Annotated in this window: 16 protein-coding genes and 1 tRNA gene; 5 read left to right on the forward strand and 12 right to left on the reverse strand. The window is 58.6% G+C overall.

The window, feature by feature from the left end:
- Positions 1 to 77: 77 nt before the first annotated feature.
- From AC3B5A_RS02560 to AC3B5A_RS02575, 4 genes are all read left to right on the forward strand, one after another.
- Positions 78 to 2,036 carry an FAD-binding protein gene (locus AC3B5A_RS02560; RefSeq protein WP_489798937.1) on the forward strand — a complete coding sequence of 653 codons (1,959 nt, stop codon included), beginning with the start codon at positions 78 to 80 and terminating at the stop codon, positions 2,034 to 2,036.
- A gap of 212 nt (positions 2,037 to 2,248) precedes the next feature.
- The gene (locus AC3B5A_RS02565) at positions 2,249 to 3,226 is read left to right on the forward strand and encodes a succinate dehydrogenase/fumarate reductase iron-sulfur subunit (RefSeq protein ID WP_489760632.1); all 978 of its coding nucleotides are present in this window, start codon (positions 2,249 to 2,251) and stop codon (positions 3,224 to 3,226) included.
- Between the two features lie 35 nt (positions 3,227 to 3,261).
- Positions 3,262 to 4,041, forward strand: coding sequence for an O-methyltransferase (locus AC3B5A_RS02570; RefSeq protein WP_489798619.1), 780 nt, complete (start codon positions 3,262 to 3,264; stop codon positions 4,039 to 4,041).
- 327 nt (positions 4,042 to 4,368) lie between these two features.
- Entirely contained in the window at positions 4,369 to 6,360 is a 1,992-nt protein-coding gene (locus AC3B5A_RS02575) for a mucin-binding protein (protein WP_489760634.1), read from the forward strand.
- A 298-nt stretch (positions 6,361 to 6,658) separates the two neighbouring features.
- Here the strand turns inward: AC3B5A_RS02575 and AC3B5A_RS02580 are convergent, their stop codons facing one another.
- The 12 genes from AC3B5A_RS02580 to AC3B5A_RS02635 all read right to left on the reverse strand — a co-directional run bounded on the left by AC3B5A_RS02580 (position 6,659) and on the right by AC3B5A_RS02635 (position 21,938).
- A complete protein-coding gene (locus AC3B5A_RS02580; protein ID WP_489760635.1) occupies positions 6,659 to 6,820 on the reverse strand; it encodes a hypothetical protein in 162 nt (53 codons plus the stop codon).
- Positions 6,821 to 7,413: 593 nt separating this feature from the next.
- A tRNA-Arg gene (locus AC3B5A_RS02585) sits at positions 7,414 to 7,487 on the reverse strand.
- A 340-nt stretch (positions 7,488 to 7,827) separates the two neighbouring features.
- Positions 7,828 to 9,351 carry an ATP-dependent Clp protease ATP-binding subunit ClpX gene (gene clpX / locus AC3B5A_RS02590; RefSeq protein WP_489798621.1) on the reverse strand — a complete coding sequence of 508 codons (1,524 nt, stop codon included), beginning with the start codon at positions 9,349 to 9,351 and terminating at the stop codon, positions 7,828 to 7,830.
- Positions 9,352 to 9,529: 178 nt separating this feature from the next.
- On the reverse strand, positions 9,530 to 10,201 hold the full coding sequence (locus AC3B5A_RS02595; protein WP_489760637.1) for an ATP-dependent Clp protease proteolytic subunit: 672 nt from the start codon (positions 10,199 to 10,201) through the stop codon (positions 9,530 to 9,532).
- A 3-nt stretch (positions 10,202 to 10,204) separates the two neighbouring features.
- Complete coding sequence (locus tag AC3B5A_RS02600) at positions 10,205 to 10,810, reverse strand: ATP-dependent Clp protease proteolytic subunit (protein ID WP_489798939.1); 606 nt, start codon at positions 10,808 to 10,810, stop codon at positions 10,205 to 10,207.
- A 144-nt stretch (positions 10,811 to 10,954) separates the two neighbouring features.
- Positions 10,955 to 12,238, reverse strand: a complete 1,284-nt coding sequence (locus AC3B5A_RS02605) for a chloride channel protein (protein WP_489798623.1) — start codon at positions 12,236 to 12,238, stop codon at positions 10,955 to 10,957.
- 279 nt (positions 12,239 to 12,517) lie between these two features.
- Complete coding sequence (gene tig / locus AC3B5A_RS02610; RefSeq protein WP_489798625.1) at positions 12,518 to 13,903, reverse strand: trigger factor; 1,386 nt, start codon at positions 13,901 to 13,903, stop codon at positions 12,518 to 12,520.
- 49 nt (positions 13,904 to 13,952) lie between these two features.
- Positions 13,953 to 15,248 carry an HRDC domain-containing protein gene (locus AC3B5A_RS02615; RefSeq protein ID WP_489798940.1) on the reverse strand — a complete coding sequence of 432 codons (1,296 nt, stop codon included), beginning with the start codon at positions 15,246 to 15,248 and terminating at the stop codon, positions 13,953 to 13,955.
- A 167-nt stretch (positions 15,249 to 15,415) separates the two neighbouring features.
- Positions 15,416 to 16,333 carry a pyruvate formate-lyase-activating protein gene (gene pflA / locus AC3B5A_RS02620; RefSeq protein WP_489760644.1) on the reverse strand — a complete coding sequence of 306 codons (918 nt, stop codon included), beginning with the start codon at positions 16,331 to 16,333 and terminating at the stop codon, positions 15,416 to 15,418.
- 104 nt (positions 16,334 to 16,437) lie between these two features.
- The gene (pflB, locus tag AC3B5A_RS02625; protein ID WP_489798627.1) at positions 16,438 to 18,813 is read right to left on the reverse strand and encodes a formate C-acetyltransferase; all 2,376 of its coding nucleotides are present in this window, start codon (positions 18,811 to 18,813) and stop codon (positions 16,438 to 16,440) included.
- 262 nt (positions 18,814 to 19,075) lie between these two features.
- Entirely contained in the window at positions 19,076 to 20,107 is a 1,032-nt protein-coding gene (locus AC3B5A_RS02630) for an endonuclease/exonuclease/phosphatase family protein (RefSeq protein WP_489798629.1), read from the reverse strand.
- Positions 20,108 to 20,291: 184 nt separating this feature from the next.
- Complete coding sequence (locus AC3B5A_RS02635; RefSeq protein ID WP_489798631.1) at positions 20,292 to 21,938, reverse strand: peptide ABC transporter substrate-binding protein; 1,647 nt, start codon at positions 21,936 to 21,938, stop codon at positions 20,292 to 20,294.
- Positions 21,939 to 22,354: 416 nt separating this feature from the next.
- Between AC3B5A_RS02635 and AC3B5A_RS02640 the strand changes: the two genes are divergently transcribed.
- A complete protein-coding gene (locus AC3B5A_RS02640) occupies positions 22,355 to 23,287 on the forward strand; it encodes an isoaspartyl peptidase/L-asparaginase family protein (RefSeq protein ID WP_489798633.1) in 933 nt (310 codons plus the stop codon).

Below are 23,287 nucleotides of genomic sequence, written 5' to 3' on the forward strand. Positions count from 1 at the left end.
CATTGCGTACCACACCCAACGCCACATTCAACACCGCCGCATTAGCGGCACGGCAGGGCTTGTGCGACAATCAAACCATGAACGAGCACCACGTGTATCCCATGTACGACGCCGTCATCGTAGGAGCCGGAGCCGCAGGATTGTCGGCGGCGTTGGCCATGGTACGTCGCACAACGACCGGCACGCAGCACACCAGCACCGACAACAACAGCGGCAACGACAACAACGGTGCCGGCAGCACTCCGCGCATTCTCGTTGTCTCCAAACTTCAGGCGCTGCGTTCGCATACCGGGGCAGCGGAAGGCGGCATCGCCGCAAGTCTGGGCAACTCAGAACATGATGACTGGCATTGGCACTATTACGACACCGTCAAAGGCGGCGACTGGCTGGTGGATCAGGATGCCGCGCAACTGTTGGCTCAGGAGGCACCCCGCACCGTCATCAGTCTTGAGCATGACGGGGTGGCATTCTCCCGAACCGAGGACGGACACATCGCCCAACGCAGGTTTGGCGGCCACACCGCCGAGTTCGGAGGCCGGCCTGTAAAGCGCGCAGCCTATGCCGCCGACCGTGTGGGACACCAGATCCTCTATTCTCTGTGGCAGCAGGCGCAAGGGCTCGGTGTGGAGTTCGCCGAAGAATGGTACGTCACCGACCTGGTGCTCAGCGAAGACAGCAATGCCGTAGAAGGCGTGGTCGCTCTCGACACACATACCGGGCAGACGCATGCGCTCAACGCGTACAACGTGGTGCTCGCCACCGGAGGAGCAGGCCGCCTGTTCCAGACCACGTCTAACTCTTGGGACTTGACTGGAGACGGCATGGCACTGGCGGTAAATGCCGGACTGCAGTTGGAAGACATCGAATTCATCCAATTCCACCCAACCGGGCTGGCACACACTGGGATATTGCTTTCCGAGGCGGTACGCGGCGAGGGCGGTGTGCTGCGCAACGCCGATGGTGAGGCGTTCATGGCACGATACGCGCCCGAACACCGAGACCTTGCCGCAAGAGACGTGGTAAGCAGGTCCATAATAGCCGAAGTCGATGCAGGTCGGGGCGTGCCGGACCCCAAGGAACCCGATGGCCCGAGCGACTGCGTATGGTTGGATCTTACGAGCATCGGCACTGAGCGCATGCATGAGGCACTGCCCCAAGTGCTCGATACCATCACCCGGTATGCAGGTCTGGACCCTACCCACGACTGGGTGCCCGTCAAACCCACCGCGCACTACACCATGGGCGGCATCCCCATCACCACCGACGGCGAGGTATACCGGTGGGAGCACGATGAACGCCGACTGATCACTGGGTTGTATGCGGCCGGGGAATGCTCTTGCGTCTCCGTGCATGGCGCCAACCGTCTGGGCGGCAATTCGCTGCTCGATGCCTGCCTGTTCGGCACACGCGCCGGTACGGCCATCGCCGAACGAATACTCACCGTACCAACCGTTTCCGAGCATCAAGACAGCAGCGGAACACTCAACCAAACTGGGTTGTGCGAACACACTGCCGAGGCGCGACGGCAGAGCATCGAAGCGATGTTCAAGCAAGACATCTCCGAAGTATCGGAAACATCAGCAGCAGCAACAGCAAGCGCACATGCAAGCCCGTCCGCACCAGAGTCACTCGACCGCAGCGATACCAACCCGTATGCGCTGCTCGCCCAACTCGGCTCCATCACGGAACGCGCGCTGGCCGTACGCTGCGATGAGAGCACCATTGCCGAAGCCATACACCTCGTGGAGCACGACATCATCCCCCAAGTCAGACAGCTGCACGCCCACAGCGACACTGCCGCATTCAACCAAGAGGTCACGGCCATCATGGAAGTCGAACATCTTAGTTCTCTGGCTCTCACCATGCTCCATGCGTCACGGGCGCGGCATGAATCACGTGGATCGTTCAGCCGCAACGACTTCCCGCAACGCAACGACGAAGCGTTCTTGTCACACTCCATGACGGACGCTTCTGGATCCGTGACTTGGCAACCGGTTCACATCATTGACATGCCTCCGCAACGGCGCTCATACTGACGGCAGAAACACACTAAACCTGACCTACAGCGCACTGCACGGCAACACCGTACGAAACATACAGGTGCAGTGTGCCCGAACGACGAACACCGCCGAAAGTGACACTTTGCACCGGTAAAATCGTGTAGTGCGTGATAATGGAGATACCGGGGTACATGTGAGCGTCAGCCACGGCGCGAACACGCGAATGAACTCAAAGGAGACGAGGAGCGATGACACAGACCAGCAGCGAACTTGCCACAGTGACCTTGCGCGTCAGCAGGTTCTCGCCACGTGCACAAACCGCGGCTCGCAAGTCCAGCAGCCCGTTCGGCGAGCGCAAGTCCAGCAACCCCTTTGGTTCTAGCAGGACTCCAAACCGCCCTCGCGGCAAACGGTGGAGCCAAGACTACGAGTTGCAGGTCAGTCCGGACACCACGCTGCTGGATTGTCTGCTCACCGTCAAACGTACGCTCGACCCGACCTTGGCTTTCCGTTATTCGTGCGGGCATGGCATCTGCGGTTCAGACGCGGTTGCAGTCAACGGCTCCCCAACACTGTTGTGCACAGCAACCGTGATGTCCTGCGCCAAACCTGAGCAACCCGCGTTCCGTCGCACCAACGCGGCTCCATCATCGCACACCGCTGCCGCATCCGGCACAGCTGACGATGCCGGCACTGCCAGTGCCACCAATGCTGAGAACGCCGCTCAATCATCACCCAATACCGACCTTGGCGTCATCGAGATCGCTCCACTCCCCGGGTTCACGGTGCAGCGCGACCTCATTGTGGACATCGACACCATGATGACGCAGATCGCCAGTCTCAAACCGTACCTTCAGGCTGCAGGAACGCTGAAAACCAAACCCAATGGCGACGTGGACATGTTCGAATACCTCCAGAATCCCGAACAGCTGGCCCGCTACGAGAAGCTGACCACGTGTATCTCCTGCGGTATCTGTGAGGGCAGCTGCCCGGTATATGCCGGTGGCGAAGCGTTTCTTGGCCCGGCGGCCCTCGTTTCAGCAGGACGGTTCATCAACGATTCCCGCGACGAGGCAAAGCAGGAGCGCATCGATGCCATCTCGTCTAGTGACGGAGTTGCAGCATGTGCTCAGGTGCGCTCGTGCAGCCGTGCCTGTCCGCAAGGCATCGACGTAGGCGAGGAGATGTGGAAACTCGTGTCGCTCACCAACAGCTGCCAGCAATAGCTTCCCTGCCAGGGCATGTACTACAGTGGGTTGATATGAAGAACTCGTTGCCCTCCACCGTAGCCACCGTGTGGCAAGCTGCCGAACAGCATGCCATCCACTGCAATCAAACTGTTGCCGACCAGCCAAATCAACCGCAGCACGGCCAACCCCAGCAAGATTCCGGTACAGGCAGCGAGACCAAGACAAACACCGGTATACAGCCGTCTACCAAGATCAGCAGCACCAGCTCCACCAGCAGCGCCTCGCCCTCAAAGTCAACAGGCGCACAGTCCCCTCTTCCCCAGCCCTCACCTGCCGAGCAGCTTGCGCACAGCGCCGCCCAGGCACAACTGCTTACCTTCATGACACGTGTGCTTCACGCTTCATCGGCAATCAGTGTGGGCACCGATTCCACGCCCGAAGCCATGGCGTTGGCTGCCGGGTTTAACCGCGAAGGTCAGCTGACCGTGGTCGATTCGTCGCCGCACGGTGCCGATGACGCACGTCAGCACTTCGATGCGGCCGCATATCCCGGCGTGAGCCTGCGCGCGGTGAGCACGTCCCCTGCCGAGTTTCTGCCGCGCTTGAACCCCAACAATTATGACATCATCGTGGTGTCCGGAGACCCCGCGAACTACGAGCCGACCGTCAAGCAAGCAGCGACACTGCTGCGAGACAACGGCTTCCTGCTGCTCACCGACATGCTCAACCCCAACGACCATGACAAGGCGCGCATCACCACTGATCTGCTCAAACAGTTGGAGAACGACGATCGGTTCGATACCGCCCTCACCCCCACCGGTACCGGCCTGGCCATCGCCACGCTGCGCTAGTGCGGGCAGGCACTCAGCCGGCACTGGTCAACACTGGAACACTGACAGCAGCGGCGTGCCACAATACGCCGTGTTGACAAGAAGATGCTCAAAATTCGTAGGACTTGACTGGCCGGAATGCAAGTCAACCTTGCAATGTTGTCGCATCATGCATTCGTCATGACATATACTCCCAAACATAACGGTTGTTAGTTATGTCACAGTTATTATATACAATGTTTAGCAAGTATGCGTTGGCTTTGCCCTACCAGCAGTGCCGGCGTACGCGCAGAAAAGCACAGTTGGCGCCGAGCGGTTCGGGCGCACACACATGGAGGAATCGTTCGCATGACCTTGCCTACCACCACAGGCCGCCACGCCAGCAAGCCAACCCGCGGCAATGCCACCAGAATCATCATCGCGGCACTCGTATGCCTTGTCACTCTCATTCCTACCGGTCTCAGCGCCGTCGCAACGGAAGGCACCGCCACCGCAGCTGGCGACGCGGAGTCCAGCATTGCATCACTTTCCAGCGATACAGCCTCACAGGCATCAAATATTACCCCCCCCCAGCAAAGTAAACTATTAGGTTCCAGCGCAGCAAAGTTCGATGCCGGTGCGTCTGCGCTTGCAGACATAGGTACCGCCAACGTAGACGCACAATCTGATGATGCAAGTAACCCTTTGACTCGAGGCACCGTCAATTGCGTGGAGGACAGCGGCTTCACCGTTTCCATGGGCAATGACCCTTCCCCCAGTACAGGCAGTCCTGGCCGCCCTGGCTTTCAACCCATTAAACCCGGCAGTTCAAGCTCGCTCGGCGGAAGTGTCAAAAGCCAAGTAAACCGATGGGGAACGTTCTGCGCTGTCACCGCCACCAACACCATTCAGTTCCGTTATTCCACCGGTGGGGCCACTCAAGGTGATTCGTCGCAAACCATCTTCTACGACGCCCACACAGACGGTCCCAATATTTCCTTCTCCGCCATCGACACTCAGGTCAATACCACGCAGCCCTACAAATGCTCATACAACGGCAGCGTCTACTACACCGGCAACGTCACGGTTCCCTCATGGAGTGGAACAATATGCAGCAACGGCCGTCCCTCAAACGATATCGCTTGCAACGGTGGGCATCAGTCGCTTGATCCCGATGACCCGACCCTTGGCACACCGCCCGACACTGAAGACCAGTCGCCCTCGACCCTCGATGTTCAATCACGTGCCACTGGTACCGCACAACTTCAACCCAATACATACTGCACAAGCAGTGGTAGACCGCGCAAATGCTATGACTACGAAGGCAATAGCGCTCATTTAATATTGCGAGCTCCTATTGTGAGCGTCCAGTGTCCTGCTGCAACAGCATTCGACCAGTATCGGCTGAACGGTGGTGGCGGTTCGGCCGGCATGCCCGCTTACAACCGCGTCTACGTACCAGACATCAACGGCTACGACGTATCAGTATCCAACGGCAGCTGGGATCCCAACAGCCGCACCGTCGCCATGCCGCAGCCAGTCAACAGCGCCGGCACCCCCGTGTACGGCACAAACCTGCAAACAGCCACCGATGCCGTCACCACCGTCATCTACACCAGACCCGCAGCATCACTGACCGTCCACTACACCAAAAACGGAGTCGAAGACACCAGCCTACAACAAGTGTTCAACGGATACCGAGGAGATGCCATCACCACCGCAAACAAAGCGTTGAACGTGCCCAACGGTTATTACATTGACTCGGGTACACCACCGCTAACATGTACCGACACATCGTGCACCCTACCCGCCAACACCGCGTATCCAGCAGGCCACACCGACTACTGGATCACCTGCTGGAAAACCGTTCCCAAACACGAATCCTGGAACGCCACCCTCATCGTCCACTACAAAGACGACCAAGGCAACACCCTGCACCCGGACCAAACCAAAACCGTCACCATCACCCGCGACTACACCACCAGACCAGACACCGGAACCTCCATCACCGACACCGGCTGGACCTACCCCGGCAACGACCCCACCGTCATCTGGGGCACCGTCGATGAAACCAGAAAAATCCTCATATTCACAATCGACAGCCCCACCATCCCCAACTACCACACCAACCAGCCAACCGTCACATGCCAAACCGGAGTCTGGCTCAACACCATCGCAGACGGCGGCAACGACACCAAAGAAGTCACCGTCACCTACCACCGCACCGTCACCGCGCTCCCGTTCACCGGCGGCACCGCCACCGCAGCCACAGTAGCGTTCATCGGTGCCATCATCGCCGCAGTGCTGCTCACCGTCACCCTAGTGTTGAAACACAAACAACACCACATCGCCACCAACTAACCCAACCCTATAACTCCGCAAATCGGTACATTTCGGTCACCATACCGCAACAAACTGACCGAAACGTACCCATCATCCCATCAACCAACCAGACTTCCGTCACCAGCCGCAACCTCTCTCAACCCAAGGCGATGACGGAACCATAAAGAGTGGTTGGGTGCAACAACACCACCGCACCCAACCACCCACACCCGCCAAGCACGTCAACAATCCATGAGAAAGCCCGTCCTACAAAGTGCAGGACGGGCGGAATACCTTGACTACGAGTGCACTACTCAATACTCGTGAGCCATCTCCCCTACTTCAACTCGCTGTCACCGCCTCTCATGGAGTACCAGCACAACGCCAATATCACCACATCAGCAACATCTGGGCGCACCTTGCCAGACAAGGTCACCACCAACACCACCATCAGCAGAACCAACGAACCCGAACCAGGCCCCTCATAGTTGTTACGCACGTTACGTGCCTTTCTTTTACAGTCACGCCGTTTCGGCGCGACCAATGTCGCGTCGACTGTTGCCGACCGGCCGATTGCCCTTTTGTTGAAAGGATGTTCGACAAGCTCAAGCGTATCATGTATAGTAAGCCTTGTCGGTTGGTAAAGCACTTGTTGACGTTCCCACTTTGAGGCGGGCTAAACACTTCTTCGGGGACGGGCTCCCAGCTGATAGGGCAGTTTGTTGTTCTGTCCTCTTTTGCCAGGGTTCCCAAGTTCGCTTGGGAACCCTGTGTCGTGCTAACCTTGTGATGCTCTTCAGTCATGTTTGGCATCCATGCACCTTTTAGGAAGTTTGAGTTATGCAACAAAATCCTACTTTCTGAAGACACGTTCGGTCTGTCATATACGGTCCGGGTACGGCCGTACCTTTCTAAGAACTACTATCAGGGTATGCAGCAAAATAACGAATTTACGCTCTTCAACACGGCTCTGCTTGCAAGACGTGCCATTGCACCGGCACGCGGTTCACGCGACTAACCAAATATAAAATAGACTAAACTAAACTTGAAAAGTTCAGTAAATTTGGAGACTTCAGCACTGAACATTCACTGTGCGCCAGACAGGATTCGAACCTGCGACCTGCTGATCCGTAGTCAGCTGCTCTAATCCACTGGGCTACTGGCGCGCACTGCCACATTGTGGCAACTCGACCATTCTACTGCGAAAGCAGACTCTGCGCAATACCGCGTGTTGCCAAATACATGTGATTCATCTCAATGTGCCTCGTCACAATGCATACGCAGCACCACAGCACTAAACCCAACGAAGCCGCCAGTCACCAGCCGAAACCAACAAAACCACCCGTCACCAGTCACCAGCCGAAACCTGAAGCCCTAAATCCACCAGCTGCAACCCTAAACCCAAAACCCGCAACCGGCAAACTACAGCCTAAAAGTCACAAACTGGAACCTGCAAGCCGCAACCCTAAACCCGCAAGCCACAACGAAAACAGTTCACACAGCGCCTTATGCCACGCGCAGTCTACTGACCTCAGGAATATCTTGGGTATTCGCCTCATCGCCGCCATCGCCAAGCCCGGCTTCGATGCCTTCTGCCACTGCTGCACCGTCAAAACCAGTCCCCGAAACCAGCTTCGGAACACCCTCACCGTTGACGGCAGCCTCATCCACCACCACTTGGCTGACATCACTCATCTCCGGAAGCTTGAACATCGTGTCTTCAAGCGTCTTCTCGATGATGCCACGCAGCCCTCTGGCACCGGTCCCCTCACTCATTGCGGCATGGGCAATGGCTTCCAGCGCCCCGTTCGTGAAGGTTAACTCCACACCATCGACCGCAAACAGCTTGCTGTACTGTTTGATCAGCGCATTCGCCGGCTTGACGAGAATATCGCGCAAATCGGCTTCACCAAGCTTTTCAAGCACGCTCACCACCGGCAGGCGCCCGATGAACTCTGGCAGCAGCCCGAACTGGGCCAAGTCATCGGCACACACATGAGTCAGAATCTCTTGCGCATCCAAATCACGCACATGCCAGGAAGCACCAAACCCGCTCTCACGCGCCCCCATGCGAGTCCTAATGATCTCGTCGAGCCCCACGAACGCACCCCCACAGATGAACAGGATACCGCGCGTGTCCATTTTGACCATGTTCTGTTCGCGATGCTTGCGGTTGCCCTCCGTCGGCACAGTGGCAACAGTGCCCTCCAGAATCTTCAGTAGGGCCTGCTGCACGCCCTCACCGCTCACATCGCGCGTGATGGACGTGTTTTCACCGCTTTTGCGCGCTATCTTGTCAATCTCATCGATGTAGATGATGCCGTGCTGTGCCCGTTCCACGTCACCGTCGGCGGCTTGCAACAAGCGTTGCAACACGGTTTCCACATCATCGCCAACATAGCCCGCTTCGGTGAGCGTGGTGGCATCGGTGATAACGAACGGCACGTTCATGACGCGCGCCAGAGTTTGCGCCAAATATGTTTTGCCAACACCGGTGGGGCCAAGCAGCAGGATATTCGATTTGGCTACCTGCACTTGAGAAAAATCATCGGCCGGCAGACCAGTCCCCAGACCGGCTGCGCTACCATAGGCGACACTCCCAGCGCTACCTGTGGCAGCACCGGTTCCGTTTGCGGAGGTATCCGCGCGCATGCCGGACGTCCCCTTGCTATCAGGCTCAACACCACCGCGCTTCGGCATCGAAGCGGAAGCCGCGGCTTCCTCCTGCAGTTCCATGCCCACACGCTTGTAATGGTTGTAGACCGCCACTGACAGGGTACGCTTGGCCTGCGGCTGCCCCACCACATATTCGTCCAAATACCGGTAGATCTGCGTCGGTTTCGGCAGCGACAGCGTGCTGGCTTGAGCATCGTTCTGCCGCTCTTCAGAGATGATATCGACGCACAGAGCAATGCATTCGTCGCAAATCGCGGCCGCCTGACCGGTGACGAGCTTGCGCACCTGCCGTTCGGTCTTGCCGCAGAACGTGCAGCGGGGTACTTCCTCGTTGTAACTCACCACGCGTCCCATAGTGACCCCTTATCGTCGTCGTCCTCAAACCAACGATACCCCGAACACAGAACGTTGGGTGCTGGTCTCAGAAATGCAGCCAATTCGCTGCACCTAACATACAAGCGCGGCCGGCGTCCCCACATCGGGAGAGCACCGGCCGCAGCAGAACGAACCCTGCCTTTTGCGCCGAGCTGCACTACCTGCGGTGCGCCAGCACCTCGTCCACCATGCCGTATTCCTTGGCCTCGTCAGCAGTGAGGAAGGTATCCACCTCGATGTCTTTGGCGATGCGGTCTTTAGGCTGACCGGTGTGCTTGGAAAGCGTCTCCTCGAGCCAGGAACGCATGCGCAGCATCTCCCTGGCCTGAATCTCAATCTCCGTGGCCTTACCGAAACCTTGGTCGATGGCAGGCTGGTGGATGAGCACGCGCGCGTTGGGCAGCATAAGACGCTTGCCCTTGGCGCCGGCAGCCAGCAGAATGGCCGCTGCAGAAGCAGCCTGCCCCAAGCATACGGTCTGCACATCCGGCTGGATGTACTGCATCGTGTCGTAGATGGCCGTCATGGCGGTCATGGAACCACCGGGAGAGTTAATGTACATCATCACGTCACGGTTCGGATCCTGGCTTTCCAGCACCAGCAGCTGCGCCATGATGTCGTCGGCGGAAGTATCATCCACCTGTACGCCCATGAAGATGATGCGATCCTCAAACAGACGCGAGTAGGCGTCCTGCGTCTTCATGCCGTATGGCGTCTTCTCGCTGAACTGTGGCATGACGTAACGGTCGCTCGGCACGAATCCGGCCACACCACGTGGGCCTGCGAGACGCTCGGCACGGGAGACGAACTGCGCTTCTTCACTTGCCATATCTCATTCACCTTCCTTGCCGGCAACACCAGCCGTGCTCATTGAACCAGGCGTGGTCACGATCTTATCGAAGAACCCATAGTCCAACGCCTGCTGGGCGGTATACCAGTGGTCGTACTCGTTGTCGCGGTAAATCTCCTCCAGCGTGTGACCGGTCTGGTCGGCGGTGAGCTGCGAAAGGGTCTGCTTCATATCCATGATGAGCTCGGCGTTGATGCGCACGTCGGTCTGCGTGCCGCCGATACCGCCGGAAGGCTGATGCATGAGGATGCGTGCATGAGAAGTGGCAAACCGCTTGCCCTTCGCACCGCTGGACAGCAGGAACTGACCCATGGAAGCCGCCATACCCACAGCCACGGTGGCCACGTCCGGTTCGATGAGCTGCATGGTGTCGTAAATGGCCATGCCGGCGGTGATGGAGCCGCCGGGAGAGTTGATGTACAGCCAGATGTCTTTCTTGGGGTCCTCGGCTGCAAGCATCAGCATCTGCGCGCAAATCACGTTGGCATTGGCATCCTTGACCTCGTCACCGAGCCAGATAATGCGTTCCTTGAGCAGCCTGTTGAAAATCGGGTCCGTGATGGACGGAGCGGAATCCCCATCGTCCATCGCTGGCGTGGATGTCAGAAAACCTGCCACCATATCTCCTTCAACGAGTTATATGTTTGTGGGTCAATATTACCCCGACGGTTGCGACAGCCGTACACTTTGCGCTCATAGCCTCGAAGCCATCGAATTAGTCGTATAGTTCGGCTAATGCACCAGCTTCGCAGCACACCATGCGCACGCGGCTCCCAGCCCAAGCGGAACCATATACGACACTGGCACACCGGTTAATTCCATCACCAAAAACATGGCCATAAGCGGCGCCTGCTGAGATGCAGCAAGTAGGCTGGAAGCTCCCACTAGAGCGCATGCGCCTACTGTGAGACCGGCTGACAGACCAGGCATGAGCGACAAAGTCACCACTCCCAGCAGTGCCCCGCACACCGCTCCCAGCGCAATGCCTGGTTGCAGTACGCCACCCGAAGCGCCAGAGCGAATTGTCAGCACTGTCAACGCTGCTTTGGCCAGACCAACAGCCAGCAGTACGCCAACACCAGTCCACTGTGCACGCGCGGTCGGAGTCATGGTAGAGAAGGCAAGTTGAGCTGCAGCGCGACCGTTACCCATCACTTGTGGCAACCACAGGGCCACTACCCCGGTGAGCAGCGCGGCAAGCGGCATGCACCACAGTATCGGTGCACCAGCGGCACGATGCCGTTGCGCCCATCCGGAAGCTTTGCGGAACGCAGCTCCCAGCACTCCGCAGCACAATCCACACACCACGGCGAAGCCGATCATGGCCCATCCAGGATTGCCCATGCTTGGAAGCAGCACTTGATAGAAGGTCTCCTGCCCGCGCACCAGAGATGCCACGAATGCCGAAATGGCCGACAATCCCAGTGCCAAGGCGACCACGCGACCGGTCATCTCGGTCAGCAATATCTCTACCGCGAACATGGTACCGGCCATCGGCGCGTTGTACACTCCCGCCAAGCCTGCAGCCGCAGCGCATGCCACGATGACTTCGGTTCCGCGCTTATCCACGTGCAATGCTGCTGACACGCGTTGACCCAGCAGCGCACCAAACTCGCGAGGAGCCACCTCACGCCCCACCGACGACCCGGAACCTACGATGAGAATCTGCAGCAGCACATGCACCGTGGTCTGAACAAAGGGCATATGCTCCCCCGCCACTGCTTGTTTCACAGACGGCACTGCAGCAGTACGGTTGCGCAACCACCACCACACTGCTGCCGCGAATATTGCACCTAGAACCACGGCAAGAATGCGCCGTGACGGTGCTACCGATGAGGGACCTGGCGTCTGCGGGCTTTCAACGAACCCAAGCGTCAGCTGTTCCACCCATTTCAGCATGACCGACAGCAGACCGGACGAAAGACCAACGGCAACACCGAGCACCACTAGTCCAGACACGAGTGCGCTGCGTCGTTTCCAATCTGTGGCACTGCGCATCATATCTCTTTTCTCCATGCCGCTCTTGCTCTGTAATTTCCAGGGAACACACACATGTCGCGGGAACGGGGACTATACAACCTGCTCCCGGCGCTCAACCACGAGTTGCATTCCGCTAGCTTGTTGTATGTCACTCGCCCGGAACCTGTTGCAAGCCTGCAATATGCAAGAAGCCCGGGCGTACCCGGGCTCCCATAATCACTGCAATTCGAGCTGCACAACCGGCAACCGCCAAAGCGCAGCTGATCTGCAACAACGCTCATAGGCGCTGCACATCACAGCATCCGCAAACCTTGCCTACTCAGCGTCGTCCGCTTCGGACTCGTTGCTCAGTTCGTCCGCAACGGCGGCGGCTGCGGCTGCAGCCTGTTCGCTCTCGGACTCGTCAGCAGCCTCTTCGGAGCCGTCCTGCAGGAACTCGCTCAAATCGAGCTCAGCACCATCAGAGGTGAACTTCACTGCGCGCATGCCGGCGATCAGACCCTTGGAACGGCCGACTTCCTGCACGGCGGAGCCCAGCTGCCCATTGTTGACAATGGCGTTGATGAACGCGGAGGGATCCATGCCGTACTGCTGAGCGATGGAAGCGAGGAAGTTGGTCACGTCCATTTGAGAGACCTTGACTTCCATCTGCTCCGCCAGCGTATCGAGCACAATCTGGTCGAGCAGTTCCTTCTCGACAGTCTCGGTAGCTTCCTTCTTCTGTTCTTTGGTGGCCTTCGACGGGTCAGCGCTCACCTGCTTGAGCTGCTCGTTGACCATCTCTTCCTTTACACCCTTGGGCAGCGGAATATCCTGGCCTTCCTTGAGCTTGGCGAGGAACGCGTCACGCGCGTCGTTGGCCTGGCGCCCCTTGGTGTCGAGCTCACTCTGCTTGCGCACATCGGCCTTGAGCTCTTCGAGCGTATCGAATTCAGAGGCTTCCTGAGCGAAATCATCGTCCAGCTCGGGCAGCTCTTCAGCCTTGACCGAGTTCACCTTCACCTTAATCTGAGCCTTTTCGCCTTCGTGCTCGCCGCTCTCGAGCGTACCTTCGAAGGTGGTCTCCTCACCTGCGGACAGACCTTCCAGAGCTTCGTCAATGCCATCAAGCAGAGTACCGCTGCCCAGTTCGTAGCTCACGCCTTCCTGGGAATCCACGGACTCGCCGTCAATCTGCGCATCCAGATCGATGTTGGCATAGTCGCCCTTGGCCGCAGGACGGTCCACGCCCACGAGGGTACCGAAACGCTGGCGCAGAGCGTCAAGGCGCTTATTGACATCCTCGTCGCTCACCTCAACCTTGGCTACGTCGATCTCCATGCCGTCAAGCTTGGGCAGCTCGATGTCGGGGCGACGCTCCACGGTGGCCACGAACTTCAGCTTGGTGTCGTCCTTGGCGGATTCCGGCATCTCCTGCACATCCAGCTGGGGCTGTGCCATGGGGCGAATCTTCTTCTCTTCCAAAGCCTTGGAATACAGCTCGGGTACGCCATTGTTGGCGGCCTCGCCGGCCACGGTCTGATAGCCCACGCGCTGCTCTACAACCTTGCCGGGCACATGACCCTTGCGGAAGCCAGGAACGTTGATCTGCTTGGCAATCTCGGTGCGAGCCTGCTCCATGTAGGGGTCGAACTCTTCGGGGTCGACGGTGACGGTGAGCTTCACCTTGGTGGGCTCGAGATTCCTGACGCTGATTTTCACGCTAGTCTCCTGACGGTGTATACGACTACTTCTGCCCTAAAGGCAACCCTCATATGATAACTCGACTTACGGACTCTGCCACAAGGTCTACCTGCCAATGTCGGGCACCCTCCCCCAGCATGAACCCTGCCACATCGACATCGCTCACAGACTCACACCAACATAACGAACGCAGGATGCGAGGAGAGAGAATCATGTCCTGAGACGTGTGAGTGTCTTGAGCCACCTGCTCCACCACCGCACGTGCCAACTGAAGCCGTTCCAGGCGTTCTGGGTGCTTGACCCGCCACTGCTTGAGTGATCGGGGAGCTTTGCCGTGTGCATTGACTGGGTGAACACTGTATTGAGGCCACTGACTGCGCGGCAGATCAAGCGCATCTTGGATGGCCTGCTTCCATACCGATGGCTTCACTGAACGCTGAATGGGCGCATACCGTTCGAACATTTTGCGCTGGTCACGCCCCACCCCGTGCACGCGTACACGCTCGTTAAGTGAACGGATGGCGCGGAACTGACTGGCATTGTGCGGTTTTTTCAACGCGGCTTCTACGATGGCGGCGTCGGCAAGCAGCAACGTGGGTTCGATGTCGTACCGGCGAGCCAATCGGTCGCGCTCCTCCCACAGCGATTTGGCCACAGCCTGGGCACGCCGATCGTGACTGAGCGAGGTGAAGTGCGAGATGGAGGTCCACGGATCCACGCGCTTGGGCTTTGGAGCCAATCCCTGCTCCAGAACGTACGCGAATTCTTCCTCGGCCCACGTCGTTTTGCCTTGCTGCTCTAGGTCTTGCCTCATGCGCTCAGCCAGTTCGGCGAGTACCTCGACATCGAGGGCCGCATAGTTGCGCCAGTCGCGTGGCAGAGGACGAGTTGACCAGTCCGAGGCAGAATGCTCCTTGGCCAGCCGCAATCCAAGGTAGTGCTCGACCACTGATGCCAACCCGTATTTGCGCTGTCCAAGCAGTCTTGCCGCGACTTCGGTGTCGAACAGCGCAGACGGTTTCAGTCCCAGTTCCGCAAATCCCGGCAGATCCTGCCGCGCGTCATGCAATATCCACGTGACTCCATGGACTGCTTCGTTGAACACATTCCAGTCAACACCAGCCTCGGCCAAAGCAACAGGGTCAAGCAAGAAGATGCCGGCACCTTCTCGCTTGCACTGGATCAACCAGTCCCGGTGCGAGTAGCGATAGCCGTACGCGCGTTCGGCATCGACAGCAATAGGCCCTGTTGCTTTGGACAGAGCGGCACAGGCGTGTGTATACCCTTCCAAGGTGTCGGTGACATCGGGCACGCCACCTGCCGGCTCGGACAGCAATATTGGCTCGTCACCTGGCTCATCGATCACGCCGAAGGCCTCCTAGCGTCATATGACCGTCGCAAACAATACGTGGTCATCGTACGCGCAGCCGTTGCCAACGAGCAGATGCGGAGGCATCTTTTCGTGCAAATCAGAGGCGCAGTTCGTTCGGCTACCGTCTCGGTGTCCTAGCAGCAGATAGTGAGGTCGCTTTAGTACACGGTGAATCCATGGTCTCTGAACTGGTTCTGCACGCGCTGTTTCAGCTCCCGGCTGGGGCCTTCACAATGCTCCAACGGGTAGTCAATGCCCAGCTCATGCCACTTGGGACGCCCAAGCTGGTGGAAGCCAAGGACGTCGATGTGTTCCACTGCGTCGCCGAACTCCTCACAGATCTTCGCCACGTTCTCCACGTTTTCCACCGCGTCGGTGAGGCCTGGCACCAGCACGAACCGCACCCAGATCTTCTTGCCCAGACGGTTGACACGCTTGCCGAATTCGATGGTAGGCGCCAGCGAGGCACCGGTCACCTCATGATAGGTCGCCTCGTCGCCCGACTTGACATCGAGCAGGAACATGTCCACGCTTTCCAACATCTCGTCGGTCCATGTGGATCCTAGGAACCCTGCGGTGTCGAGGCACGTGTGCACGCCGAGCTTCTTCACCTCACGCACCGCGCGCGAGACGAACGCCGCCTGCATCATGGATTCGCCACCGGAGAACGTGACACCGCCGCCGGTTGACTTGAACACGTCCTGATAGCGCGCGATGCGTTCTATCATGTCCTCCACATACACCGGCTTGCCGTCGCGCATCTTCCAGGTGTCCGGGTTCTGGCAGAACTGGCAGCGCAGCGGGCAGCCGCTCATGAACACCGTCATGCGTGTTCCCGGGCCGTCCACCGAGGTGTTGATGTCCCACGAATGCACAAAGCCGATGTCGCCTGTCTTCAGCGCGGCCAAGCGGTCGCGGCGATCGAGACCTATGGGCGACTGGAAGCCGGAAAGGCCTCCCATAAGCGCATGCTTCGCATACACCTTTGATGTTTTGAGCATGTGCGGCGTGGTGGTGCGGAAACGAGTCGAATCGCCGTCGCGCACTGCTGCACCTTGCATCGTTGTATCTACCATCATGTCCTCCTGCCACGGTGCCATATACGGCAGTGGGTGGGGTGAAGCTTGGCCTCACCCCACCCACTGCGTCTCAGCGGCGTTCACCGCCGCATGTAGTCATCTCAGTCGGTGACCGAACCCTGGTGGAAGGTGCGGGAGATCACGTCGAGCTGCTGCTCACGGGTGAGCTTGACGAAGTTGACCGCATATCCCGAGACACGCACGGTGAGGTGCGGGTACTTTTCGGGGTGTGCCACGGCATCCTCGAGCTGCTCTTTTCGCAGCACGTTGATGTTCGCGTGGTACAGGCCGTGGCCATTGCCCGAGTCGAGGATGCCGACCAGGTTGGTGATGCGCTCGTCCTCGTCACGTCCCAGTCCGTCGGGGGTGATGGTGTTGGTCAGCGAGATGCCGTCCAGCGCGTCGTTGTAGTCGATCTTGCCGACCGAGAACATGGAAGGCAGCATGCCGTGCGTATCCATGCCGTTCTCCGGGTTGGCGCCAGGAGCATACGGGGTGCCCTTCTTGTGACCCGACGGGAAGGAACCGGTGGCCTTGCCATACACCACGTTGGAGGTGATGGTGAGGATCGACTGGGTGGGTACCGCGTTGCGGTAGACAGGCAGCCTCTTGAGCTGTCCCATCACCGTACCGGCGATCCACTTGGCGATGTCGTCGGCGCGGTCGTCGTCGTTGCCGTAGACCGGGAAGTCGCCTTCGGTGCGGTAGCCGACCACAAGGTCGTCATCCGCTCCCTCGACGTACTCGTTCTCGTGACCGTCCATATCCTTGGCCTCGGCGTTGGTGATCGGGTACACCTTGGCGTACTTGAGCGCGGAGAGCGAGTCGGCGGCGATGGAGATGCCGGACATGCCGCAGGCCATGGTGCGGTAGATTTCCTTGTCATGCAGCGCCATCTCGATGGACTCGTATGCATACTTATCGTGCATGTAGTGGATGATGTTGAGGGCTTCCATGTAGACCTCGGAGAGCCACTCGAGAGCCTTGCCGTAGTTGGCCTTGACCTTCTCATAATCCAGCGTACCGTCGGCCTCGGGAGTAATCGGCTCGATTACGCCCTTGTCGATGACCTGCATACCGGTCATCTCGTCGCGGCCGCCGTTGATGGCGTAGAGCAGGGCCTTGGCGGAGTTCACACGGGCTCCGAAGAACTGCATCTGCTTGCCCACACGCATCGGGGAAACGCAGCATGCGATGGCTGCGTCGTCGCCCCAGTGCCCGCGAATATCGGTATCGGACTCGTACTGAATGGCGGAGGTCTCGATGGAGATGCGAGCGCAGAAGCGCTTATAGCCTTCGGGCAGCTTGGAATTCCAGAAGATGGTGATGTTCGGCTCAGGCCCGGGACCCAAGTGGTCGAGGGTGAGGGTGGCGAGCAGACGGAACGAGGTCTTGGTGACCATGTGACGGCCGTCGTCGCTGAAACCAGCGTCGGACCAGGTTGCCCAGTACGGGTCTCCGGAGAAGATCTGATCGTAGTCTTCGGTGCGCAGGAAGCGCACGATGCGCAGCTTCATGACGATCTGGTCGATAATCTCCTGGGCGTGCAGCTCGTCAAGAGTGCCGTTCTTCAGGTCACGCTCGAAGTAGCAGTCGAAGAAGGCCGAGTTGCGGCCGAAGCTCATGGCCGCGCCGTCCTGGCTCTTGACGGAGGCAAGGTAGCCCATGTAGGTCCACTGCACGGCTTCCTGAGCAGTCTGTGCCGGGCGGGAGAGGTCGAGGCCATAGCTGCGACCCAGCTCGATGAGCTCCTTGAGTGCCTTGATCTGGTCGGAGTGCTCCTCACGGAAGCGAATCCAATGCTCGATCTCAGCTTCGGTGAAATCGTTGCGGTACGGAATCGAATCCTTGTCGCGCTTCTTGCATTCGATGAGGAAGTTCACGCCGTACAGCGCCACACGACGGTAGTCGCCGATGATGCGGCCACGGCCGTAGGAATCAGGCAGGCCGGTGAGGATCTTGTTGTGGCGGGCCAGCTTGATCTGCTTGGTGTAGACGCCGAACACACCGTCGTTGTGGGTCTTGCGATACTTGGTGAAGATGGTCTTGACATCCTCGTCAGGCTCTTTGCCCGCTTCCTTGATGGCCTGCTCGACCATACGCCACCCACCGTTGGGCATCATGGCGCGCTTGCAGGGTTCGTCGGTCTGCAAACCGACGATGACGTTGTCGTGCTCCTTGTCCATGATGTAGCCGGCCTTGAAGTTGGCGATGCCGGCCGGGGTGTGCGTGTCTACATCATAGACGCGCTGCTTGCGCTCAACGGCAAGATAGTTGTCGTCAAGGTACTGCCACATTTCCTTGGTCTTATCGGTGGCGTCGGCGAGGAAGGACTCGTCACCATCGTACGGCGTGTAGTTCTTCTGAATGAAATCGCGAACATCAATGTCCTGTTCCCAGTTCCCGCCTGCGAAACCATCCCAGGCCTTGGCCTTGAGGTCTTCCGCGGAGAGCGTTTTCTCTTCAACTGCGGTCATGCTCATCTCCTTGAGTTGTGCGAACGACGCATCGTTACGCTGCGTTCCTCTTTATTTTATGGTTTCTTGGTCATGAACATGTAATCAAATGATGGTGACATGCATCACACTTTCACACAACCCAACAGTTACCTAATAAGTGTCTAATATGTGACCCATCTTATTGACGCATCACACACTTCATGCCCACTTATCACAGCTCTGTCTTTCAGCCATACGATTCAAGGCCGCGCAGCACCATTGCGCGCCTGTTACAGTCCTGCTACAGAGCAATGGTGGCAAGAAGCGCGGCATGATCGGAACCCGGCAGAGGTTTGGACTCCACCTGCCCGGCCGTTATGCCACGATCCACCACCACATGGTCAATGCCAACGAACTTGGGCACATGCGCAATATCGCATGGCCATGTCAGCACCAACCCATGCCCTGCCTGCTGAGCCGCATCAGAAAAACGCCCGGAGATAACCCTGCGAAATGGCGCATGGTCTGTCGACGCGTTGAAATCCCCCATCATCACATACCTGTTCACGGTCTTGCCCTCCAAACGAGACACATCGTCAATCGACTGCCTCCAACGATCCCATTGCCCGGGCTTGGGCGAGACGGTATGAACACTGACAAATCTCACCGCTCCCCCGCCATCGCCGAATGTGACCGTGCCGCCCGGCATGGGAGATGCCGTTGACCCCACCTCATCATCAACCGGCGAGCTCAGCGGCGTGGCCGACCACAACCCATTGCCATACCCTTGCGAGGAAGACACCTGAGAATACGGCAAGTAGTAGCCGATGCCCGCCTGACGAAGCGCACGAATAAAAGAGGTCGTGGTCTCTTGCAGCGCCAACACCTCCACCCGCTGCTCCTTTACCAGCTCCACAATAGCCTGAGGGTCGGCATGACCTTTATAGACATTGGCGGTCATCACCCGCGCATACCGGTCACGGATATTCGCACTGTTGCCGCCCACCGCTTGCCGCGCTTCCTGAGGAAAGTTCTCAGATGGGTTGGAATACGGCGCTTGCTGCGCGCCCAAAGCACACACGCACACCAGCGCCACCAGCGCAGACACCCAACGCCTGGACCACAGCGCCAAAGCAAGAGCCACCAGCGCAGCCAGAGCGAACCACGGTGTGAAGGAGACAAAGGCCGGCACGTAAGGCAACGCCTGAAGATCCTCCGGCAATGACCGAGCCGCAAGACCGGCGACAGCAAGCATGCACAGCAGTCGCGCCACCCACGCACATACCCATTTGGCAAAACCAGACATGGCATTTCCAGACCCGCTCAACGCCATATACCCTCCATCCTGAACCATATCGCCAAGTTTGCCGCTCCCGCCACGCACACACCCGGCCACCACAGTTCACACCATTACCATCGGCTACCCACCGCCACATACAAACGGGGCGCCAACCATAAGTCAGCGCCCCGCAATTCATGCCTTACGGCACATGCACTTCAATGCTTAGTGGAACCTACTACTCCTTGGTAAAGGTATTGTAAGTCGGCACGTTGGCAAAGTCGAAGCCCACGTTGTTCAGCTTCAGAGAGGAAACCGCGGAAACATCACTGCACCACATGGGCACCACCGGCATGTCCTTGAGCAGAATCTCCTGCGCCGAATTGAAGTCTTCCGTGCGCTTGGAGGTGTCGGTCTCGCTCATGGCCTTGGCAAGGGCGGCGTCGAACTCCTGGCTCTTGTAATCACCCAAGTTGGTGCCGCGCCCGTCAGCCGAATAGGAGGCGAAGAGCGGGGTCATGTAATCCTCGGCCGAGGGGTAATCCAGCGACCACGTGAGCAGGAACGGGGTCTTGATGGTGCGGTCGGTCATATGGCTGACGATGTCGCTGAACGTGGGGTACGCGTCACCTTCCGCCTTGATGCCCAGATTGTTCTCCAGCTGGTGGCATGCGGCGTCCACCCAAGGCTTGTGACCACCGTCGGACGCATAACCGATACGGAAGGTATCCTCATACTTGGAAATCTGGTCGGCTTCCTTCCACAGCTCCTTGGCCTTCTTGGGATTGTACTTCAGATTCTCGGAGCCTTTGAGGTCCTTGGAATGCTCAGGCACTGCCGGAGACGTGAAGTCGGTGGCGGCGGTCTTGGTGCCGGAGAAGACCTTGTCGATGATCTGGTCACGGTTGATGGCCATGGAGATGGCCTGGCGGCGCAGCGTGCCTTCCTTGTCCTGCCCGAAGTGCGCGATGCGCTCGGGGATGGAGATGCTCATGAAGGCCGAACCCGGCTTGCTGTACGGCTTGAGGCTGGACTCGGAACGGAAGGTCTTGACGGCCGACTGAGGCACGTCCATGAGCAGGTCAAGGCTGCCGGACTGCACGTCGGAGTAAGCGGAGTCGGGACTGGTGTAGACACGGTACTCGATGCCGCCGTTGTGCACCTTGCGGCTGCCCTTATAGTCGGGGTTCTTCACCACTTCAATACTCTTGTTAGGAGTCCAGGACTTGAACTTGTACGGGCCGTCACCGATGGGAGCCTTGCCGAAAGCAGCCATATCCTTATAAGCCACGCTCGGCAGCGGGTAGAACGCGGGGTGGGCCACCTGAGTGGCAAACACCGAATCGGGACTGTTGAGCGTCACCACGAGCGTGTAATCATCCTTTACATCCAAGCCTGAAAGCTGGGCATCAGGAGATACGTCAGACTTCTGCAGTTCGTCGTAGCCCTTGATGTTGGACATACGGCTGCCTTGCTTCTGCGCGCTTTTCACATTCGCCGCATAGCTCCAAGCCTTGGCGAACGACGTGGCGGTCATCTTCTCACCGTTGGTGAACTTCCAGTCGTCACGAAGCTTGATGGTATATTGTGTGGCATCATCGTTCGATTCGATGGACTGAGCAGCTTCCATGTGCTGCTTGCCCTTGGCATCGTAGCTTACCAAGCCTTCGAACAGGTAGCGCAGAACGCGCCCGCCACCCATCTCGTTCGTGTTGGCAGGCACAAGCGGGCTCTGCGGTTCGGTGTTATTGACCGAAATGATGGCGTTATTGTCGGACTGCTGTGCCTCGGACTTGTTGGAAGTCGAACCGCAAGCAGCCATGGAGATGAGTGAGGCGCCGGCCAGCACAGAGGCTGCGAGACGCTTTGCCCAGGTATGAGTCATATTTCCCTCTATCAGTGTCGCATTCATCGCCTCCGGATAGATACCGCATCAACCGGCCGCCAGCCACAGCCGACGCGCAACGAACGGCAACATTATAGGGCTTTCCACAATGCGAAGCGGGTAATGACCAATACGTGAGACAAGTACGGCAAATATGGAGCAACGTCGTGACTTATGCTCGCACCCGCCGCAGCAACGCAATGAGCAAGAAAGCCACAAAACCCCAAATTGCACCGAAACGACTTACGGAAAACTAGCATGACCACGCAGCCACAAAGCGCGCCACGCCGTGAAGTACCGCGCGCGCTACGATACCAGTATGGCGTTGCTCACGAGCACGTCGTGCCGCCCGCCACGCAGACGACATGACACATGGATGCTACGGGGCAACACAACATGTTAAGGAAAGGAACACCATGGCGAACACCGCTGCACCACCAGTCAAGAGCATCACCGCAGGAGAGGATGACGGGCTGCTGCTCATCATCCACGGAGGCGCTGGTGGACTGGGCAAGCACCGCACCCCCGAACGCGAGGCACAGGCCAAGGAAGACCTGAACCGCGCGTTGGACGCAGGCTACGCCAAGCTGAAAGCCGGAGCGAGTGCCGAGGACGCGGTCGTTGCCGCCATCCACGTCATGGAAGATGCCCCCGAATTCAATGCAGGGCGTGGCGCCGCATTGACCAGCGATGGCATCGCGCAGATGGACGCCTGCCTGATGGGCGGCGACGGCGAGGTGGGAGCTGTGGCCGGCACTCATACCATCAAGAATCCGATTGACGGCGCGCGCGCAGTCAAGGAACAGACCAAGCATGTGCTGTTTGCAGACCCCCGAGCAGAGGAGCTTGAAGCCTGGGGTGTCGAAACCTGCGAGACGGACTATTTCATCACCAAGCAGCGCCAGGAATCGCTCATCGAAGCGCAGAACGACGGTGATGAGTGGGAAAAGCACGGCACCATCGGTGCTGTGGCCCGCGATGCGCAAGGCCATCTGGCGGCAGCCACCTCCACGGGCGGCATCACCAACCAGATGCACGGTCGCGTGGGCGACACTCCCCTGCCGGGTTGCGGAACCTATGCCAACGACGAGACCGTGGCTGTTTCCGGCACCGGTATCGGCGAGGCTTTTGTGCGCACCGTGGCTTCCCACCAGGTTTCCGAACGCGTGCGCTTCGGCGGTCAGAATGTCGAAGAAGCGGCAAGCGCCACGCTTGACGACATCGCAGCCCACCGTGGCGACGGCGGTCTCATCGTGCTTCCTGCCAAGGGCAAGGGCACGATCTGCTACAACAGCGAGATGATGAACTGCGGTTACCGCTGCGATTCCGATTCGTACGTGCAGGCCTGA

This window comes from Bifidobacterium sp. ESL1133 (genome assembly GCF_058107325.1).

Bases quoted from the DNA above. Each gene is read 5' to 3' on its own strand.
- AC3B5A_RS02605 (WP_489798623.1), bottom strand. From the start codon at position 12,238: ATGGAGAAAAGAGATATGATGCGCAGTGCCACAGATTGGAAACGACGC.
- AC3B5A_RS02570 (WP_489798619.1), top strand. From the start codon at position 3,262: ATGAAGAACTCGTTGCCCTCCACCGTAGCCACCGTGTGGCAAGCTGCC.
- AC3B5A_RS02630 (WP_489798629.1), bottom strand. From the start codon at position 20,107: ATGGCGTTGAGCGGGTCTGGAAATGCCATGTCTGGTTTTGCCAAATGG.
- pflA (WP_489760644.1), bottom strand. From the start codon at position 16,333: ATGGTAGATACAACGATGCAAGGTGCAGCAGTGCGCGACGGCGATTCG.
- AC3B5A_RS02575 (WP_489760634.1), top strand. From the start codon at position 4,369: ATGACCTTGCCTACCACCACAGGCCGCCACGCCAGCAAGCCAACCCGC.
- AC3B5A_RS02595 (WP_489760637.1), bottom strand. From the start codon at position 10,201: ATGGCAAGTGAAGAAGCGCAGTTCGTCTCCCGTGCCGAGCGTCTCGCA.
- AC3B5A_RS02560 (WP_489798937.1), top strand. From the start codon at position 78: ATGAACGAGCACCACGTGTATCCCATGTACGACGCCGTCATCGTAGGA.
- AC3B5A_RS02635 (WP_489798631.1), bottom strand. From the start codon at position 21,938: ATGACTCATACCTGGGCAAAGCGTCTCGCAGCCTCTGTGCTGGCCGGC.
- AC3B5A_RS02565 (WP_489760632.1), top strand. From the start codon at position 2,249: ATGACACAGACCAGCAGCGAACTTGCCACAGTGACCTTGCGCGTCAGC.
- AC3B5A_RS02640 (WP_489798633.1), top strand. From the start codon at position 22,355: ATGGCGAACACCGCTGCACCACCAGTCAAGAGCATCACCGCAGGAGAG.
- clpX (WP_489798621.1), bottom strand. From the start codon at position 9,351: ATGGGACGCGTGGTGAGTTACAACGAGGAAGTACCCCGCTGCACGTTC.
- pflB (WP_489798627.1), bottom strand. From the start codon at position 18,813: ATGACCGCAGTTGAAGAGAAAACGCTCTCCGCGGAAGACCTCAAGGCC.
- AC3B5A_RS02600 (WP_489798939.1), bottom strand. From the start codon at position 10,810: ATGGACGATGGGGATTCCGCTCCGTCCATCACGGACCCGATTTTCAAC.